The organism is Gilvirhabdus luticola (assembly GCF_040117515.1).
In the GTDB taxonomy this organism is placed as follows: Bacteria; Bacteroidota; Bacteroidia; order Flavobacteriales; family Flavobacteriaceae; genus Gilvirhabdus; species Gilvirhabdus luticola.
Map to the genome: position 1 here is coordinate 88912 of NZ_JBEEEN010000005.1, position 19144 is coordinate 108055.

Annotated in this window: 19 protein-coding genes; 10 read left to right on the top strand and 9 right to left on the bottom strand. The window is 31.2% G+C overall.

Annotated elements, in window-relative coordinates; all coding sequences use genetic code 11:
- Positions 1 to 4: 4 nt before the first annotated feature.
- Both carB and rpmH read right to left on the bottom strand, forming a co-directional pair.
- Complete coding sequence (gene carB / locus AAFP94_RS09770) at positions 5 to 2857, bottom strand: carbamoyl-phosphate synthase large subunit (RefSeq protein ID WP_316662486.1); 2853 nt, start codon at positions 2855 to 2857, stop codon at positions 5 to 7.
- 98 nt (positions 2858 to 2955) lie between these two features.
- The gene (gene rpmH / locus AAFP94_RS09775; RefSeq protein ID WP_316662488.1) at positions 2956 to 3117 is read right to left on the bottom strand and encodes a 50S ribosomal protein L34; all 162 of its coding nucleotides are present in this window, start codon (positions 3115 to 3117) and stop codon (positions 2956 to 2958) included.
- A gap of 158 nt (positions 3118 to 3275) precedes the next feature.
- Between rpmH and AAFP94_RS09780 the strand changes: the two genes are divergently transcribed.
- On the top strand, positions 3276 to 3839 hold the full coding sequence (locus AAFP94_RS09780; RefSeq protein WP_316662490.1) for a DUF2892 domain-containing protein: 564 nt from the start codon (positions 3276 to 3278) through the stop codon (positions 3837 to 3839).
- A 24-nt stretch (positions 3840 to 3863) separates the two neighbouring features.
- On the opposite strand, the gene AAFP94_RS09785 is transcribed toward AAFP94_RS09780, so the two are convergent.
- Entirely contained in the window at positions 3864 to 4793 is a 930-nt protein-coding gene (locus tag AAFP94_RS09785; RefSeq protein WP_316662491.1) for a lytic transglycosylase domain-containing protein, read from the bottom strand.
- A gap of 49 nt (positions 4794 to 4842) precedes the next feature.
- The gene (locus AAFP94_RS09790; RefSeq protein ID WP_316662492.1) at positions 4843 to 5508 is read right to left on the bottom strand and encodes an alpha/beta hydrolase; all 666 of its coding nucleotides are present in this window, start codon (positions 5506 to 5508) and stop codon (positions 4843 to 4845) included.
- A 118-nt stretch (positions 5509 to 5626) separates the two neighbouring features.
- On the opposite strand from AAFP94_RS09790, the gene AAFP94_RS09795 reads away from it, so the two are divergent.
- Entirely contained in the window at positions 5627 to 5923 is a 297-nt protein-coding gene (locus tag AAFP94_RS09795) for a GNAT family N-acetyltransferase (RefSeq protein WP_316662493.1), read from the top strand.
- 90 nt (positions 5924 to 6013) lie between these two features.
- Here the strand turns inward: AAFP94_RS09795 and AAFP94_RS09800 are convergent, their stop codons facing one another.
- On the bottom strand, positions 6014 to 6397 hold the full coding sequence (locus AAFP94_RS09800; RefSeq protein WP_316662494.1) for a hypothetical protein: 384 nt from the start codon (positions 6395 to 6397) through the stop codon (positions 6014 to 6016).
- Positions 6398 to 6514: 117 nt separating this feature from the next.
- A complete protein-coding gene (mtaB, locus tag AAFP94_RS09805) occupies positions 6515 to 7849 on the bottom strand; it encodes a tRNA (N(6)-L-threonylcarbamoyladenosine(37)-C(2))-methylthiotransferase MtaB (protein WP_316662495.1) in 1335 nt (444 codons plus the stop codon).
- A 44-nt stretch (positions 7850 to 7893) separates the two neighbouring features.
- Between mtaB and AAFP94_RS09810 the strand changes: the two genes are divergently transcribed.
- Positions 7894 to 9519 carry an ABC transporter substrate-binding protein gene (locus AAFP94_RS09810; protein ID WP_316662497.1) on the top strand — a complete coding sequence of 542 codons (1626 nt, stop codon included), beginning with the start codon at positions 7894 to 7896 and terminating at the stop codon, positions 9517 to 9519.
- Here AAFP94_RS09810 and AAFP94_RS09815 read toward each other — a convergent pair.
- The 3 genes from AAFP94_RS09815 to AAFP94_RS09825 form a co-directional block, all read right to left on the bottom strand.
- Entirely contained in the window at positions 9516 to 10343 is an 828-nt protein-coding gene (locus tag AAFP94_RS09815) for a TolB family protein (RefSeq protein ID WP_316662498.1), read from the bottom strand. The genes AAFP94_RS09810 and AAFP94_RS09815 overlap by 4 nt on opposite strands.
- A gap of 95 nt (positions 10344 to 10438) precedes the next feature.
- Entirely contained in the window at positions 10439 to 11614 is a 1176-nt protein-coding gene (locus AAFP94_RS09820) for a GlmU family protein (protein ID WP_316662499.1), read from the bottom strand.
- Positions 11615 to 11690: 76 nt separating this feature from the next.
- Positions 11691 to 11942 carry a type B 50S ribosomal protein L31 gene (locus tag AAFP94_RS09825; protein ID WP_316662500.1) on the bottom strand — a complete coding sequence of 84 codons (252 nt, stop codon included), beginning with the start codon at positions 11940 to 11942 and terminating at the stop codon, positions 11691 to 11693.
- A 161-nt stretch (positions 11943 to 12103) separates the two neighbouring features.
- Between AAFP94_RS09825 and AAFP94_RS09830 the strand changes: the two genes are divergently transcribed.
- The 7 genes from AAFP94_RS09830 to AAFP94_RS09860 all read left to right on the top strand — a co-directional run bounded on the left by AAFP94_RS09830 (position 12104) and on the right by AAFP94_RS09860 (position 18992).
- The gene (locus AAFP94_RS09830) at positions 12104 to 12619 is read left to right on the top strand and encodes a DUF4199 domain-containing protein (protein WP_316662501.1); all 516 of its coding nucleotides are present in this window, start codon (positions 12104 to 12106) and stop codon (positions 12617 to 12619) included.
- A gap of 6 nt (positions 12620 to 12625) precedes the next feature.
- Positions 12626 to 13573, top strand: a complete 948-nt coding sequence (locus AAFP94_RS09835; protein WP_316662503.1) for a glycosyltransferase family 2 protein — start codon at positions 12626 to 12628, stop codon at positions 13571 to 13573.
- Positions 13574 to 13650: 77 nt separating this feature from the next.
- Positions 13651 to 15378, top strand: coding sequence for a phospho-sugar mutase (locus AAFP94_RS09840; RefSeq protein WP_316662505.1), 1728 nt, complete (start codon positions 13651 to 13653; stop codon positions 15376 to 15378).
- Positions 15378 to 17201 carry an ABC transporter ATP-binding protein gene (locus AAFP94_RS09845; protein ID WP_316662507.1) on the top strand — a complete coding sequence of 608 codons (1824 nt, stop codon included), beginning with the start codon at positions 15378 to 15380 and terminating at the stop codon, positions 17199 to 17201. The genes AAFP94_RS09840 and AAFP94_RS09845 overlap by 1 nt, the downstream gene beginning before the upstream one ends.
- A 283-nt stretch (positions 17202 to 17484) precedes the next feature.
- Entirely contained in the window at positions 17485 to 18027 is a 543-nt protein-coding gene (locus AAFP94_RS09850; protein ID WP_316662509.1) for an RNA polymerase sigma factor, read from the top strand.
- 32 nt (positions 18028 to 18059) lie between these two features.
- Positions 18060 to 18548, top strand: coding sequence for a hypothetical protein (locus tag AAFP94_RS09855; protein WP_316662510.1), 489 nt, complete (start codon positions 18060 to 18062; stop codon positions 18546 to 18548).
- A 12-nt stretch (positions 18549 to 18560) separates the two neighbouring features.
- On the top strand, positions 18561 to 18992 hold the full coding sequence (locus tag AAFP94_RS09860; protein ID WP_316662512.1) for a sensor of ECF-type sigma factor: 432 nt from the start codon (positions 18561 to 18563) through the stop codon (positions 18990 to 18992).
- Positions 18993 to 19144: the final 152 nt, after the last annotated feature.

Sequence of the window (19144 nt, forward strand, 5' to 3'; positions counted from 1 at the left end):
GTAATTACTTACTCAAATACATCTTGCGCCTGGAATACAAGTTGTAAAACTCATCGTCTTTTAAACTATCAATAAATAATATACTTTCTCCAGTACTCTTCATTTCAGGTCCAAGCTTTTTATTCACATTAGGGAATTTATTGAATGAGAATACAGGTTGCTTAATGGCATAACCTTTTAAATATGGTTTAAATTCAAAATCGGTTACTTTCTTATCTCCTAGCATTACTTTAGTGGCGTAATTAACATAAGGCTCACCGTAGGCTTTTGCTATAAAAGGTACTGTGCGTGAGGCTCTTGGATTTGCTTCAATGATATAAACCATATCGTCTTTTATGGCAAATTGAATATTGATTAAACCAACTGTGTTAAGGGCAAGTGCAATTTTATGTGTATGATCTTTAATTTGCTGCATTACCAGATTCCCAAGATTAAATGGTGGCAACGTAGCGTTACTATCACCTGAATGAATTCCACATGGCTCTATGTGTTCCATGATTCCTATGATATATACGTTTTCTCCATCACAAATAGCATCTGCCTCAGCTTCTATAGCGCCATCAAGATAATGGTCAAGTAACAATTTGTTATTTGGTATTTTACGAAGTAAATCAACTACATGTTCTTCCAATTCTTGCTTGTTAATCACAATTTTCATGCCTTGACCTCCTAATACATAAGATGGTCTTACCAATATTGGGAAGTTCAACCTGTCTGCTACAGCTAAAGCTTCATCAGCGGTTTCAGCCGTATCAAATTCTGGATATGGAATATTATTTTCTTTCAATAAGGTCGAAAAGCTACCACGATCTTCAGCTAAATCCAAAGATTTAAAACTAGTGCCTATTATCTTAATACCGTATCTATCTAACTTTTCAGAAAGCTTTAAGGCGGTTTGACCACCCAATTGAACAATGACACCTTCTGGCTTTTCGTGCTTGATTATATCGTAAATATGCTCCCAAAAAACAGGTTCAAAATAAAGCTTATCGGCTATATCAAAATCTGTAGAAACCGTTTCTGGATTACAGTTTATCATAATGGTTTCATAACCACATTCTGAAGCTGCTAATACACCATGAACACAGCAATAATCAAACTCTATACCTTGACCTATTCTGTTTGGTCCAGAGCCCAAAACAATGATTTTCTTTTTATCTGAAACAACGCTTTCATTATCAGCGTAAAGCTTACCATCTTTAGTTTCAACATCATCTTCAAAAGTTGAATAATAATATGGTGTTTGCGCTTTAAACTCTGCTGCACAAGTGTCAACTAATTTATACACACGATTAACTCGCAATTCTTCTCTTTTTTTATACACTTGACTTTCAAGACATCCTAACATGTGCGCTATTTGTCTATCTCCATATCCTTTTTGTTTTGCTTCTAATAAGAGGTCTCTTTCAATAGTATCGATGTTGAATTTGGATATTTCTTTTTCAAGAATATGAAGCTCTTCGTACTGTTTTAAGAACCACATGTCAATTTTAGTGATTTCGTGAATCCTACTCAAAGGAATACCCATTTGTATAGCATCATAAATCACGAAAACTCTATCCCAAGATGGATTAGTCAATTTATCAATTATTGTATTGTAGTCTTTCAACCCTTTTCCATCTGCACCAATACCATTACGCTTTATTTCAAGTGATTGAGTGCCTTTATGTAAAGCTTCTTGGAACGAACGACCTATAGCCATCACCTCACCGACAGCTTTCATTTGCAGGCCTAAAGTTCTATCAGATCCTTCAAACTTATCAAAATTCCAACGTGGTATTTTTACAACAACATAGTCAATAGTTGGTTCGAATAATGCAGAAGTAGATCCAGTGATTTGATTATTTAACTCATCTAAAGTATAACCAATAGCCAGTTTTGTAGCCACTTTTGCAATTGGGTATCCTGTAGCTTTACTTGCTAAAGCTGATGATCGTGACACTCGTGGATTAATTTCAATAGCTATAATATCTTCTTTGTCGTCAGGACTTACAGCAAACTGAACATTACAACCACCTTCAAAATCACCTATGCTACGCATCATATGAATTGCCATATCACGCATACGCTGGAACGTTTTATCAGATAATGTCATTGCTGGAGCTATGGTTATAGAATCTCCTGTATGGATTCCCATGGGATCCATATTTTCTATAGTACAGATAATAACAACATTATCATTCTTATCACGAAGCAGTTCTAATTCATACTCTTTCCAACCAATTAATGCCTTGTCTATCATAACCTCATGAATAGGGGAAACTTCCAAACCTCGAGTTAGCAATTCATCAAAATCTTCTTGCTTGTAGACAATAGAAGCTCCTGCTCCTCCTAATGTATATGAAGCGCGAATAACTAATGGAAATCCATACTCTTGCGCAATTTCCTTTCCTTTTAAATAAGAGGTTGCTGTTGCTTGAGGTGCCATTGGGATTCCAATCTTGAGCATGAGCTCTCTAAATTGCTCACGGTCTTCAGTAATATTAATTGCATCTATATCAACACCTATAAGCTTAACACCAAAATCTGTCCAAATTCCTTTCTCTTCAGCTTCAATACATAAATTCAAAGCTGTTTGTCCACCCATTGTTGGTAACACGGCGTCAATTTGTGGATGTTCTTTTAAAATTTGAATAATGGATTTGGTTGTTAAAGGAAGCAAGTACACATGATCTGCCATTGAAGGATCAGTCATGATCGTTGCAGGATTAGAATTGATAAGAATTGTTTCTATTCCATCTTCTCTTAAAGATCTTAATGATTGCGTTCCAGAATAATCAAATTCACATGCCTGGCCAATAATAATTGGACCAGAACCAATAATTAGTATAGATTTTAGTTGAGGATTTTTTGGCATTTTATTTTTTTAATATTTTTCAAAAATAGTCATTCGCAGATATAAAAAAAGGCGTTACACCTAAGTAACGCCTTTAAAATATTAACAATTGTTAATCATTATTTTTTATGTCTCAATTCAGAAGATACAGACAATTTCTTTCTTCCTTTTGCTCTTCTTCTTGCAAGCACTTTTCTTCCATTAGCGCTAGCCATTCTTTCTCTAAAGCCATGCTTATTTTTTCTTTTCCTTTTTGAAGGTTGAAACGTTCTTTTTGGCATTGTCTTATATTTTTAAAACTGAATAATCTTTTTAATAGTTCAGAGTTATCTCAAAACTGGGTGCAAATATACAAAGAGTTTTTACTCTGACAAGACTATAATAAAAAATATTTATAATTGTTTTTATTACCTTTGCAATCTTAAAATTATCTACTAAAATGTACAACAAAATAATAAAATTAATCATAGCCATTTTAATTTTCGGATATGCTATCTATCAATTTAGTGAAGGTTTCATAGGGAATGGTATCATGTTTATACTATTATCATCAATATTTGTTTTCCTATATTTCAAAAACGAATTTATTTTACTTGCTTTTTTAAGATTACGTAAACAAGATTTTGAAGGAGCGACAAAATGGTTATCTAAAATTAAAAACCCAAAATCTGCATTAGTTAGAAAACAACAAGGGTATTATAATTACTTACATGGTATTATGGTGTCTCAAACTAATATGAATGAAGCAGAAAAATATTTTAGGAAAGCTATTTCGCTAGGATTATCTATGAAACATGATCTGGCTATGGCAAAACTAAATTTATCTGGAATTGCATTCTCTAAAAGAAGAAAGCAAGAAGCTAAAAAACTTTTGACGGAAGCACAACAGCTAGATAAGCAAGGTATGTTAACAGAGCAGATAAAAATGATGAAAGAGAATATGAAGCGCGCTCAAATGCCAAACCAACACTATGGTGGTCACAGGCAACAAAGAAGACGCTAAATAGCAGATTTATTATAATTTTATTTAATTCACCAAATTATAATATCCTTCTTCTGGAATATCAATTAAGTAAAGTTTTCTAGATTTATTGTTAAGATGACCTTCTCTTAACCAAGGATTGTGAATTTTTAATATCTTATAATTTATTCCAAACGTTTCAGAAAATTTAGTAAAATCAGTAACCGCAGTATCAACTTGAACTTTAAAAGTTGGTATTTGATTATATAAATCCTTTTCTCTAAAATTAAATCCGTATTTACTTGGGTGAGTTATAATTTCTTTTAAAGCAACTATTCTAAATACATATCTTCCTGTTTCTTCTCCTAAAAGTAAATCATAGTAATTGGACACATTCTGCTCTTTCAGTCGTCTTGAAACACCAGTGTTTCCAGCATTATATGCTGCGGCTGCAAGAGTCCATGTACCTAACTGATCTTTAGCTTCTAAAATATATTTACAAGCTACTTCAGTCGCTTTTTCTAAATGATAGCGTTCATCTACATTATCGTTTATTTCTAATCCATTTTCTCTACCAGTAGATCTCATAATTTGCCAAACACCTCTTGCTCCAGCTGGAGAAGTTGCATTGGTTAACCCACTTTCGATGACGGCCAAATACTTAAAATCGTCAGGAATACCATATTTTTCTAAAATAGGTTCCATGATTGGAAAATACTTTTTGGCTCTTTTAAACATAAGTAAACCATTAGATTGCCAATATGTATTAACTAATAATTCTCTATCCATTCGTTCTAAAATATCTGGATCTTTTAGTGGTATGGGTTCACCAGCAAAATCTAAATATTCTGGAACTTGAAGGGCATAAACGTTATAATCGTTTATTAATTTTTTTTCAAAATTTTCATCGGTTGGGGCGTCTTGAAGGGCATAAATAAATAACATTCCTAAACTTAATAATCCTACAAACGCCAATGCTTTTTGTACTATCTTCATTTCTAATAAGTTTTGGTTAAAGTTAAAAATATTTCCTGATAATTTTATTTTACTGTGTTAAAATAATTTGAGGTAAATTTTTATTAAACCACTTGTATTTATTTATAATCATAATATGTGTTCCTCCTTCTACTGTAATACAATCTTTAATATGGTGAAATGGGAAAACATGGTCTTTACTGCCATGAATATGCACTATTCCTGGGATTGGGTTTTCTTGATCCCAACAAACTAACTGCTCTATAGACCAATCTAAATATAATTTATCACGAACAGATAAATACTTTTTATATAAATCAAGCCTTTTCTTTACCGAATCTCCAAATGAATACTTTGCTAAATTTTCAAAACTATTTATTAGACTTGTTGGAATAAGTTTATAAGCTTTTGTTTTTCTAGATAATTTCATTCGCTTTGGTAATTCATGTTTTGTTTTTACACTCGATACTATTATTAACTTAAAAAGTTTAATATGCTTACTCATTTCTTGAACCAAGATACCTCCAAAAGAAACACCAACTAATACTACGTTGCCGTGCTTTATGTTTTTTGTCATTCTTTTAGCATAACTATTAATAGATTCACCTGAAAATGGAATGATCCATTCAAGATAATACATCTTAAATTGATGTTCAGGTAATTTTATGTATTCAAAGATTGAAGGACTTGCTGCCAAACCTGGCATAAAGTAAACATGAATTAATTCTTGATTCATAAGGTTTTAACCTAAATATTCTCTTATTTAACAATTTTTTTTTGTAAATTTGCATGACAAAGCTATAAAAATAGTGCTCACTATTTAGATTTCCTATAGAATTAAAAATATACTTATTATGATTGATGCAGCTGAACTAATAGACAATGACTTTTTACGTCAATACGAAATTAAAGTTGATGACCATTTAGCAAAAATTGAATACTCGTTACAGGACCGAAAAATCTTTCTAACCAAGCTAATTGTTCCTGAATGTATTAGTGATGAAAATTTTACTGATGACTTTCTTAAAGCTGTTTTTGAAAATATTGAAGAACGAAATTTAAGCGTTGTACCTACAAGCCCAGAAATTGCAAAATTCATTAGACGAAACAGACAGTATAAGAGCATGTTGCCTGTTGGGTTAAGAATTTAAGTTTTATTAATAATAGACATTAATAATAGACTTCAACAAAAAAAGCCCGAAACTTTGGTCTAGGGCTTTTTTTGTATAGTGTTTTACAATTTAATAGTAACTTGAGTAATCATTTGATATTTTAATTAAATATAAATCTTCATGGTAAAGATAAACTTCATCATCTGAATTAATGATCTGAATATTTTGAACAGTGTCGCCTTCAAAAAGCGTTATTGCATTACCATTAATTTCCCAATTGAAAGCAATTGCACTTGAGGTTTTTTCTCCAGAAAGAAATTCACTTGCATAAATGTTTAAACCAGTACTGTTTTCGCCGAAAACCAATGTTTGTTTGTGCACAGTATCATCTGTAGAATTACTTACTTCCCAAACACCAAGTATATTGAAATCTTTATTTATCTCATCTTTGGTGCAAGAGGTAACTGAAGTTATTAAAATAAAAACTGTGAATAATTGTAGGTAGATTTTCATAGTTATAGATTTGGTAATACTTTTAGTATTCTCATCCAAACCTACAGTTGGAAGGCTTTTAAATCAAAAATAATCGTTAAAACTCGATAAAACCTGTCTAAAGGGAGTTTCATTTAACTAAACCAGCACTTGATTTTTAACAAATTCAAATCTCACCAAGCCATCATCATCAATTTTTGTGAGCTCAATTTCATGAAGTGTATTCACTAATTCTGGGTTCCAAGGTGTTTTTACTTTCACATAATTTTCAGTAAAGCCATGAATGTAACCTTCTTTATTTTCGTTTTCGAATAAAACAGTTCTTATAGTTCCTATCTGGCTTTCATAAAATACTCTTCGTTTCTTTACAGAAAGACCTCTCAACATTTTACTCCTTTTACTTCTTACATTGGCAGGTACTACTCCACTCATTTTTGTTGCTAAGGTATTATCGCGCTCTGAATAGGTAAACACATGTAAATAAGAAATGTCGAGCTCATTAACAAAATTGTATGTGTCAAGAAAATAGTCTTTTGTTTCTCCAGGAAAACCTACAATAAGGTCTACTCCGATGCAAGCGTCTGGCATTAATTCCTTAATTTTTCGAACTCTATCGGAATATAATTCACGCATATATCTGCGTTTCATCTTTTTTAGAATTTTATTATTTCCTGATTGTAGCGGAATATGAAAATGAGGTACAAATGTTCTTGATTTAGAGACCAAATCTATAGTTTCATCTTTCAATAAATTGGGTTCAATAGAAGAAATCCTTAAACGTTCAATGCCTTCAACTTCATCAAGCTCTTTCACCAAATCTAAAAATGTGTGATCGTGCTTTTTATTACCGAACTCACCTTTACCGTAATCACCAATATTCACTCCAGTAAGAACAATTTCTTTAATATTTTTTGATGCGATTTCTTTTGCATTTTTTAAAACATTTTGCATAGTATCGCTTCGAGAAATTCCTCTAGCTAATGGAATTGTACAATATGTGCATTTATAATCGCAACCATCTTGTACTTTTAAGAACGCTCTTGTTCTATCTCCAATAGAATAACTACCTACGTAAAAATCTGCCTCATCAATTTCGCAAGAATGTATTTCACCAAAATCGTTCTTTGATAAATCGTTAATGTAGTCTGTGAGTTTGAATTTCTCGGTAGCACCCAATACTAAATCCACGCCATTTACATCAGCAAGTTCCTGTGGTTTTAATTGTGCATAACAGCCAACTGCTGCTATAAAGGCATTTGAATTTACTTTTTGCGCCTGTTTAACAATGGTCTCGAAACGTTTGTCGGCATTTTCGGTAACAGAACACGTATTTATAACATAGATGTCTGCCTTTTCAGAAAAACCAACACGTTCAAATCCTTCATCTTTAAAAGATCTAGCTATTGTTGACGTTTCGGAAAAATTAAGCTTACAACCTAATGTGTAGAAGGCGACTTTTTTTCTATCGTTCATTCTTGTACTTTTACCAAGTTGCAAATTTACAACTAATAAATAGAATGATAAAACACCTAATAATAGACAATTTATTAAATCAAGTATTAATATTTATTTCTCTATTTTTTGTAATTGTTTCATGCGATAAAACTTCAGATTTAGATAACAATCGTTTAGTCTTTAGGTATAATGAACATGCTAACATAAATACACTTGATCCAGCATTTGCAAGGACCTTACAAGATACCTGGGTAACTAATCAACTGTTCAATGGTTTAGTACAATTAGATAGTGATCTAAACATTAAACCTTGTATTGCTAAAAGTTGGAACATTTCTGAAGATGGAATGACTTATACATTTTCATTAAGAAACGATGTTTATTTTCATAAGCATCAATTATTGGGAAAAGACTCCACGCGAATTGTTACTGCTGAAGATTTTAATTATAGCTTAAACCGTTTGAGAGATAGTAAAATTGCTGCACCAGGAAGTTGGGTTTTAAATAAAGTTGATGATTTTAGAGCTATAAACGACACACTTTTTGAAATCACATTGAAGCAACCTTTTCCTGCATTTATAGGATTATTATCAATGAAGTACTGTTCTGTAGTGCCAAAAGAAGTTGTAGATTATTATGGCAGCGAATTCCGATCGCATCCAATTGGCACAGGTCCATTTAAATTTAAACGTTGGGAAGAAAATATTAAACTAGTTTTTAGAAAGAATGAATTTTATTTTGAAAAGGATGAAGCAGGAAACTCTTTACCGTATTTAGAAGCAGTTGCCATTACATTTTTACCTGACAAACAAAGTGAATTTTTACAATTTGCACAAGGCAATTTAGACTTTTTAAATAGTTTGGATGCTTCATATAAAGATGAGCTTTTAACTGCACAAGGACAGCTTCGAGACTCTTACACCGAAACTATTGATATGATCAGAGGTCCTTATTTAAATACTGAATATTTAGGTTTTTATTTAGATTCTGAAACTCCAGAGATTCAATCAGAACTTATTCGAAAAGCAATAAACTATGGCTTTGATAGAGCAAAAATGATGATCTATTTGCGAAATGGTATAGGAAATCCTGCTCATGGTGGTTTTATCCCAATTGGTCTTGCTGGTTATGATAAATCAATAGGATTCACTTATCAGCCAGAAAAGTCAAGACAATTGGTTGAGCAGTTCAAGAAGGAAAGTGGTATATCAAATCCGCAAATTACTTTAACAACTACAAGTAATTATTTAAGTTTTTGTGAATTTATTCAGCGTGAACTGGAAAAAACAGGCTTGACCATTAATGTTGATGTCATGCCTGAAGCCTCTTTAAGAAGTGGAAGGTCTAACGGAAAGATAGATATGTTCAGAAGCTCATGGATTGCAGATTATTTGGATGCCGAAAACTACTTGTCTATTTTTTATAGTAAGAACTTTGCTCCAAACGGCTCTAATTATTTTCATTTTAAAAATGCCACATTTGATAGTTTATACAACAAAGCGTTTACTATAACTAATATCGAAGAACGAAAATTATTATATACTGCAATGGATTCTATTGTGATAGACAAAGCTCCAATAGTGCCATTATATTATGATGAAGTTGTAAGATTTACTGGAAAAAATGTATCAGGATTGGGAATAAATCCAATCAATTATCTGGATTTAAGATTCGTAAAAAAGAATTAATTTTTTGTGAAATAATACAAATCATCATCACCTTGACCACCATTTCTTTTTGAAGCCAAAAAGCCATTTCCTTTGGCATCTATAACAAAACTAACATCGCTCTCTTTACTATTAATGGGTTCGGGTAAAATTTCAGCTTTTTCAAAAGTACCATCATCTTTCATTTTTGCTTTATAAATATCAAAGCCTCCAACACCATTAGGTTTATTAGAAGAAAAATATAAAATGTTATCGGCACTTATAAAAGGAAACATCTCACGACTATAAGAGTTTACATTAGACCCCAAATTTTCTGGCTTTCCAAAACTTCCATCATCCTGTATTTCAACTCTAAACACATCTGAAGGTCCTCGTGTATTGTCATTACCACCTCTAATATTAGATATAAAATAAAGCCACTTTCCATCAGGACTTATGTTTGGATGCGAATAAGAATATTTCGGCTGACAAAACGGTAAAGTTTTAAAATTTGTCCATCCAATTCCTTCTTGATATTCACCTGCTTGAATAAAAAAATTGGTCTCCTTGTAAGTACCTTTTGGTTTATTTTTAATATTGATATAATTGGTTGCAACATACAATCTTTTACCATCTGGCGAAAGTGAGCCACTAGTAATATGGTTTAGGTCCTGTGAATTATCAATTGGTAACTGCTCAATATTTATAATATTACCATCCGAACTTATTTGACCTTCATAAAGCGTCAAGATTGGATCTACTCCATTCATTTTGACCTTTCCTTTTTTGTTGACCAAATATGATGTGAATAAAACAGTATTTTTTGGTGTTAATGTTAATCCAAAATGAGGTAATTCGTTATTCATTTTTAAATTAACAACAGTAAAGGGCTCTTCCTGACAAAAGATATTTAAGGAAATAAATAAAATGGGGTAGAAAAATATTTTATTCATGATAAAACTTAACTTCTTCTAAATTGTCTGGTTTCTTGAAAAACATGCTCTAATATTTTAGCTTCACTTTCAGTAAATTCCACATGTCGTCTTGCCATAACAACTTTGGCCACTTCAAAAGCCTTTTTTGTATCATAAGTGGTAAAACCACTATGGCCGCCCCATGAAAAACTAGGAACAAAGTTACGAGGAAAACCACTTCCAAAAATATTAGCGCTTACACCTACAACAGTTCCTGTGTTAAACATGGTATTAATACCACATTTACTGTGGTCTCCCATCATCAAACCACAAAATTGCAAACCAGTTTTTGAAAATCCTTCGGTTTGGTAATTCCATAATCTAACTTCAGCATAATTGTTCTTAAGATTAGAATTGTTAGTGTCTGCACCAAGGTTACACCATTCTCCAATAACCGAATTACCAAGATAACCTTCATGCCCTTTATTAGAATTGGCAAAAAGTATCGAATTATTTATCTCTCCACCAACCCTACAATATGGACCAACTGTAGTAGGTCCATAAATTTTTGCTCCCATCTTTACAACACCACCTTCACATAAAGCAAATGGACCACGAATTAAACTCCCTTCCATAATTTCGGTATTCTTTCCAATATAAATTGGACCAGAGCTAGCATTTAGGGTTACAAATTCAAGCTTTGCACCTTCTTCAATAAATATGTTTTCAGAATTAATTAATTGATTACTGGAAGGAATATTTTTTGACTTTCTATTATTTGTTAGAAGATCAAAATCTTCAAGCATAGCTTCTCCATTTTTAGAAAAAATATCCCAAGAATGGTCTATTTTTATAATATCATCATCTAACTCAATGGCAGAAAATGTATTAAAATCAATATCTTCTTGAGCTTCTTTAGCATAAAAAGCTATAACATCTTCATCCTTAAAAATGGCTTGATTTTCTTCTAAAGATTTTATCATTTCAACCAATTCGGCATTTGGTAAATATGATGAGTTAATCATCACATTCTCTTCCATTTCTACCATTGGATATTTATCAGACAAATAATCTTCAGTAATAGTAGTTGTAGTAAAACCCAAATGTTTTTCCCATTTTTCACGAATAGTGAGAATCCCTATTCTTATATCTGCAACTGGTCGAGTAAAAGTGAAAGGCAGTAAGTTTTCGCGAGAAGGTCCATCAAAAAGAATATAATTCATATAAATGCTTTTCTGTAAAAATAAAAAAGCCTTTCAATAGTTGAAAGGCTTAATCAAATTATATTTTAAAAATATCTCATTTTTTAAATTTAGCGTATTTGTTTTTAAATTTATCAATACGCCCAGCAGTATCTACCAATTTAGATTTACCTGTATAATAAGGATGAGATGTTCTAGAGATTTCCATTTTTACAAGTGGATATTCAACACCATCAACCTCTATTGTTTCACTTGTATTAGCCGTAGATTTCGTTAAAAACACATCGTCATTAGACATATCTTTAAATGCTACTAATCTATAATTTTCTGGATGTATACCTTTTTTCATCGCTTGACGCTTTAAAATTCTTTTGATTTTTAAAGGTGCAAATTTAAGCATTTTTTACAAAAGAACAATAGTTTTTATTATTTTTTCAAGTTTAAACAAAATGTAACTTTTTTGGTTAAATTTACACTTACTAACTATAAACTATCAAATCAAAAAATAATATGGAAACTCAAGATTTATCTCCTGGAAAATTTTCAAGAAATTATGGTGTCTATTTAGGAATGTTTTTAATTATAATTGCAGTAATGATGTATGTTACAGGAATGCAAATACAAGGTAAGCAATGGCCTATGTATTTATTTTATATTTTATTCCCCGTAGTCATATTTTATGCTATTAATAAATACAAAGCTCATAATTCAAACCTTTTAAGTTTAAGTGAAGCTTTAAAAGTTGGTCTCTCTATTGCTATTGTTAGTGCTTTAGTTTTTTCTGTTTATTCAATAATTTTCAATTATATAGTAGATCCAGAATTTATACAACAAGTTGCAAATGCTGAAATTGAAAGGCAATTGGAGAGTGGCAAAATAACCGAAGAAATGGTTGAAAAATCAGCATCAATACGGGAGATATTTACAAATCCTATTATAGGAAGTGCTGTTTGGATAGCCTTAAGTGCATTGTTTGGATTGATTTACTCATTAATTGCTGGATTGGTAATGAAAAAAGAAGCATAATACCTTATGAATATATCAGTAGTCATACCACTACTTAACGAAAAAGAATCTCTTAATGAGTTATACGATTGGATTGCAAATGTTATGCAATCCAATCGTTTTTCTTATGAAATCATTTTTATTGATGATGGAAGTACTGATGATTCCTGGAAGACAATACAACAACTATCCCAAAAAGATAGCAATGTAAAAGGTATTCAGTTTTTAAAGAATTTTGGAAAATCTCAAGCTCTACATGCAGGTTTTGAAAAAGCAAATGGTGATGTCATTATCACTATGGATGCAGATTTGCAAGACAATCCTAACGAAATTCCAGAACTTTACAATATGATTGTCAAGGATGGTTATGATTTGGTTTCAGGTTGGAAAAAGAAACGTTACGATTCAAAACTTTCTAAAAATATGCCTTCCAAATTATTTAATTGGGCAGCAAGAAAAACTTCTGGAGTAAAACTACATGACTTCAATTGTGGATTAAAATCATATCATAAAGATGTGGTAAAAAATATTGATGTTAATGGAGAAATGCATCGCTATATTCCATTACTAGCAAAAAATGCTGGCTTTACAAATATTGGAGAAAAAGTAGTACAACACCAAGCCAGAAAATATGGCGAAACAAAATTTGGTATGGATAGATTTATACATGGATTTCTGGATTTAATTACAATTTGGTTTTTATCTCGTTTTGGTAAACGACCAATGCATTTATTTGGAGCACTCGGTGTCATTATGTTTGCTGTAGGCTTTGCTTTTGCATTATATCTAGGTATTGATAAATTATTCTTGAATCCAGCTGGCAGGTTAATTACTCAAAGACCACAATTTTATATTGCTTTGGTTACAATGATTATTGGTACACAGTTTTTCGTAGCAGGTTTTCTAGGTGAGATAATCTTAAGAACAAAAGAAGATAAAAATCGTTATCTCATCAAAGACGAATTGAATTTATAGCCTTTCTAGTCAAATTAACGCTTTTTTAAACTTTAACATTTAACGAATTGCTTATTTTTGTTAAATAATATTAGCTTATGATTTATATTGAACCAGAATTATTAGATAAAGTTAACACTTGGTTAACTCCAGCATTCGATAAGCAAACACAAGATCATATTAAAAATCTAATTGCTACAAACCCAAAAGAACTCAAAGAAAGTTTCTATAAAAATTTAGAATTTGGTACTGGTGGAATGCGTGGTATGATGGGAATTGGTACAAATCGGATTAATAAATATACACTGGGGAAAAACACACAAGGCTTAAGTAATTACCTGCACAAATCCTTTCCTGGTGAAAACATAAAAGTTGCTATTGCTTATGATTGCAGACATAATAGTAACTCATTAGCTAAAGTTGTTGCTGATGTTTTTTCAGCTAATAGAATTAAAGTGTTTCTGTTTAAAGAACTTCGTCCAACTCCAGAATTGTCTTTTGCATTAAAACATTTAAACTGCCATTGTGGTATTGTTTTAACAGCTTCTCACAATCCACCTGAATATAATGGGTATAAGGTCTATTGGCAAGATGGCGGACAATTGGTTCCTCCGCATGACAATAATACCATAAAAGAGATTGAAGCCACTGATTATTCTAAAATTAAGTTTGAAGCCAATGATGATTTAATCCAATATATTGGTAAAGACGTTGACGATGTTTTTATTAACGCATCTATTATCAATGCTAATTACACGTCAAAAGAAGAAAAAGATAATCTGACTATTGTTTTTACATCACTTCACGGAACTTCCATAACAATAATTCCAGAAACATTGACCCATGCTGGATATGACAACTTGCATATTGTTGAAGAACAACGTGTGCCTAATGGAGATTTTCCTACTGTAGAGTCACCAAACCCAGAAGAACCAGCAGCACTTAAGATGGCCCTAGAATTGGCAGAAAAGGTTAATGCAGATATTGTCATTGGTACAGATCCAGATAGTGATAGGCTTGGAGTGGCAGTAAGAGATTTTCAAAATAATATGGTTTTACTTAATGGAAATCAAACCATGTTAATGATGACCGAATTCCTCCTGAAACAATGGAAAAAAGATGGAAGGATAAAAGGTAAAGAATTTATTGCTTCAACCATTGTTTCTACACCAATGATGGCGGTTTTAGGAAAAGCATATGGTGTTGAATATAAAGAAGGTCTAACAGGATTTAAGTGGATTGCCAAAATGATTAGAGATTTCACAGAACTCGATTTTATTGGTGGTGGTGAAGAAAGTTTTGGCTATATGGTTGGCGATTTTGTAAGAGATAAAGATGCCGTCACTTCTACATTATTAGCCTGTGAAATTGCTACTCTTGCCAAGTCTAGTGGTAGTTCATTTTATAAAGACCTTATCCAATTATATGTAGATCACGGTTTTTATAAAGAACGTTTAATTTCATTAACCAAAAAAGGTATAGAAGGTGCCAATGAAATAAAACAAATGATGATTGATGCTCGCAATAATCCTCTTAAAAAAGTAAATGAGTCCAAAGTAATTAGAATTGAAGATTACCAACTATCTATTGCCAAAAACATTATAGATAATTCTGAAGAAGTAATTGATATTCCAAAATCTAATGTCCTTATTTACTATACAGAAGATGGGAGCAAAATAGCTTTAAGGCCTAGCGGTACAGAACCAAAAATCAAGTTTTATATAAGTGTCAACATGCCATTAAACTCTATAGATGAATTTGATAAAACAGAGAAGCTTCTCGATCATAAAATTGATGCCATTGTAAAAGACATGAGCCTTAATTAATGAATTATTTCAGGCAAATACTTGGCTTTGCAAAGCCCTATAGAGGTTATGCTTTATTAAATATTCTATCAAATATTCTTTACGCCTTGTTTGGTACATTGGCAATGGTATCACTATTCCCAATGCTTAACGTACTTTTCGATAAAACCAAAAGACTTGAGGTTAAACCAGAATGGGAAGGTTTTTCTGGTTTGAAAAACTACGCTGAAGATTATCTTAATTTTTTCGTAACGCAAAAGGCCAATGACGGTAATGACGATGTACTTATATTTATGGTGATTCTGGTTGTAAGCATGTTTTTACTTAAAAACGTATTCAATTATTTGGCCATGTATTTTATTACATTTCTAAGAAACGGTGTTTTAAAAGATGTTAGAAATACTTTATATGATAAAATTGTAAGTCTACCTTTATCTTATTTTTCTGAAAAGCGCAAAGGTGATACTATAGCAAGAATTTCTAGTGACGTTCAAGAAATACAACATTCTTTTTTGTCAATACTTGAACTTATTGTAAGAGAACCATTAATGATAATTTTTACTATCATTATGATGTTTTTGATTAGTGCAAAACTGACTTTTTTCGTTTTTATTTTCATACCAATTTCTGGATTTCTTATTTCTTTAATTGGTAAATCATTAAAAAGAAAATCAGATAGAGTTCAAAAAGAACAAGGAAAGTTTTTATCCATTATCGAAGAAACACTTGGAGGATTAAAGGTTATCAAAGGTTTTAATGCAGAAAAAATCTTTGGAAACAAGTTCAGGGAATCTACAACTCAATTTTTTAATTTTTCTAATACGCTTTTAAATAGACAAAATTTAGCCTCTCCAACCAGTGAATTTTTAGGCATTACTGTAATTTCAATTTTACTATGGTATGGAGGTCAAATGGTACTCAAAGAAAAGACTTTAGATGCTGGTTTATTTATTGTTTATATGGGGTTAGCTTATAATATTTTAACACCTGCAAAGGCTATAAGTAAAGCCAGTTATAGTGTTAAAAAAGGAAATGCTGCCGCAGAGCGTGTTTTAGAGATTTTAAATACTACATCTCCTTTGGAAGATAAACCAAATGCTATCACAAAAGAAGATTTTACCTCAAATATTACTATTGATAATGTTTTCTTTAAATATGAAGATGAATTGGTTCTAAAGAACTTTTCTATTCAAGTCCCAAAAGGTAAAACCGTTGCGCTTGTAGGTCAATCTGGCAGCGGAAAATCTACTATTGCAAATCTGGTTACTCGTTTTTATGATGTTACTGAAGGTGCTATTACTATAGACGGAATAGATATTAGAGATTTAAGTAAAAGTTCCTTACGCTCATTAATGGGTTTAGTGACTCAAGATTCAATCTTATTTAATGATTCTGTAAAGAACAATATTCTTTTAGGAAAACCTAAAGCAACTGATGTAGAAATTATCGATGCATTAAAAATTGCAAACGCATGGGAATTTGTTAAGGATCTACCAAATGGCATTGATACAAACATAGGTGATTCTGGAAACAAATTATCTGGCGGACAAAAGCAAAGATTAAGCATTGCGCGTGCAGTACTTAAAAACCCACCGATAATGATTCTTGATGAAGCAACTTCTGCCCTTGATACAGAAAGTGAGCGTCTTGTACAAGTGGCTCTCGAAAACATGATGAAAAATAGAACTTCCATTGTTATTGCTCATAGGTTATCTACTATTCAAAATGCTGACAATATAATCGTTATGCAAAAAGGTGAAATTGTAGAACAAGGTACTCACATAGAGCTACTCCAAAAAAATACAGTTTATAAAAAACTAGTAGAAATGCAAAGTTTCGATTAGTCCAATAAAAAAAAGGATAGAGTGACCAAGTTCTATCCTTTTGAATTCATTGCTAGATTTGGGGCTCTAACAACATATTGGTAGGTTTAGTGATGTAAACATAAAACAAAAAAATCTATAAAACAAGAAAAAAATGCATTTTATCGATATTTTTATACACTTAATCGATTATATTATTATTAATATTCTGATTTTCAACTTTTTGTGTTTTAACAGAAAAATGAATATCTTTTTGCTTTTAAACCTTCTTTTTAAGAATAAGTCTTAATTTAAACTACTTAACGTGACGGATGAGCTAGAGCTTATAGAACAACTTAATTCTTCTGAACATAAAGATCAAGCTTTTAGAGAGTTAGTTACACAATACAAAGAACGCTTGTACTGGCACATCAGGAATATTGTCAAGTCTCACCCAGATGCTGACGATGTTTTGCAAAACACATTTATAAAAGTTTTTAAAAATATTCATAACTTTAAAGGAGAAAGCAAATTGTACTCTTGGATGTACAGAATTGCAACTAATGAATCTATTACATTTATTAATAAAAAAGCAAATAGATTACAGATAACTAACGAAGAAGTTCAACAACTAGCCATAAATAAATTAACAACAGATGTTTACTTTGAAGGTGATGAGGCACAATTAAAATTACAGCAGGCTATTGCCACTTTACCTCATAAACAACAACTAGTTTTTAATATGAAATATTTTGAAGATTTAAAATATAAAGAAATGTCCGAAATATTAAAAACAAGTGAAGGAGCATTAAAGGCTTCCTACCATATTGCTGTAAAAAAAATTGAGGACTATTTAATCAATATTTAAACCTTTGATCAAAAAATAAGTCTTACTTAATAATGAAGAAGTACAATCTTAAAAATATCAAATATTCAGGGTTTAAAACTCCACAAGATTATTTTGAAACGTTTGAAGCTTCTGTTTTAAACCAAGATAAGATTAAATGTTCTGGAAGTGGTTTTAAAGTGCCTCAAGGTTATTTTGAAACTATTGAAGATACTATCTTAAATAAAGTTCATCAAAAAGACAACAAAGTTATTCAACTATTCAACAAAAAAACGATAATTACGAGCTTAAGTATTGCTGCTTCAATTTTATTGTTATTTAATCTTTCCATTTTTAAAAAGCAAATAACTTTTGATTCATTAGATAATGAAACTTTAGAAAACTTTGTATTAAATGAAGATTTAGAATCTTCAGATATTGCAAATCTTATTACTAACACAGATGAATTATCCAGTACAGCCATAGCAGAGTCTGTAAGCGATATATTGTTAGAAGATTTTTTACTCAATACTGAAGATGTAGAAGATTTTCTTTCTGAATAAATTTTTAATAAAATGAAAAAAAACATCATTCTTATCTCACTCATTTTAGCTTCCTCTTTAGGATTTTCCCAGGATAAAGAAGAACGTATCAAAGCTCTTAAAGTAGCTATGATTACAGAAAAATTGAGCTTTTCGGGAGATGAGGCCCAAAGCTTTTGGCCAATATATAATGCTTTTCAAGACAGTAATAGAGCGATGAAAAATGCGATTCACGAAAAAAGAAAAGCAATAGATTATGCAACTTTAAGTGAAGCAGATGCTAAATCAATTTTAAAGGAAATAACCATACTTTCTAATAAACGTCATGATCTTTATAATGAATTTATTTCTGATATAACAAAAGTCATTCCTGCTAAAAAAGTGTTGTTACTCAAAGAAGCAGAGAATGAATTCAAACATAAAATGTTTGAAGAATACAAAAAGAGAAAAAAGACAGGGCATTAATTTTTCCTTTGTTTATATATTTTAAAAAGACGTTTAAAAATGTCTTTTTTATTTTTATAGATTCTTGTATCTCTGCAACTCATTCATTTTAATACTGGAGAATCAATAATCCAGACAAACAATTTACAAATCAACATTTTAAACCTATCTTT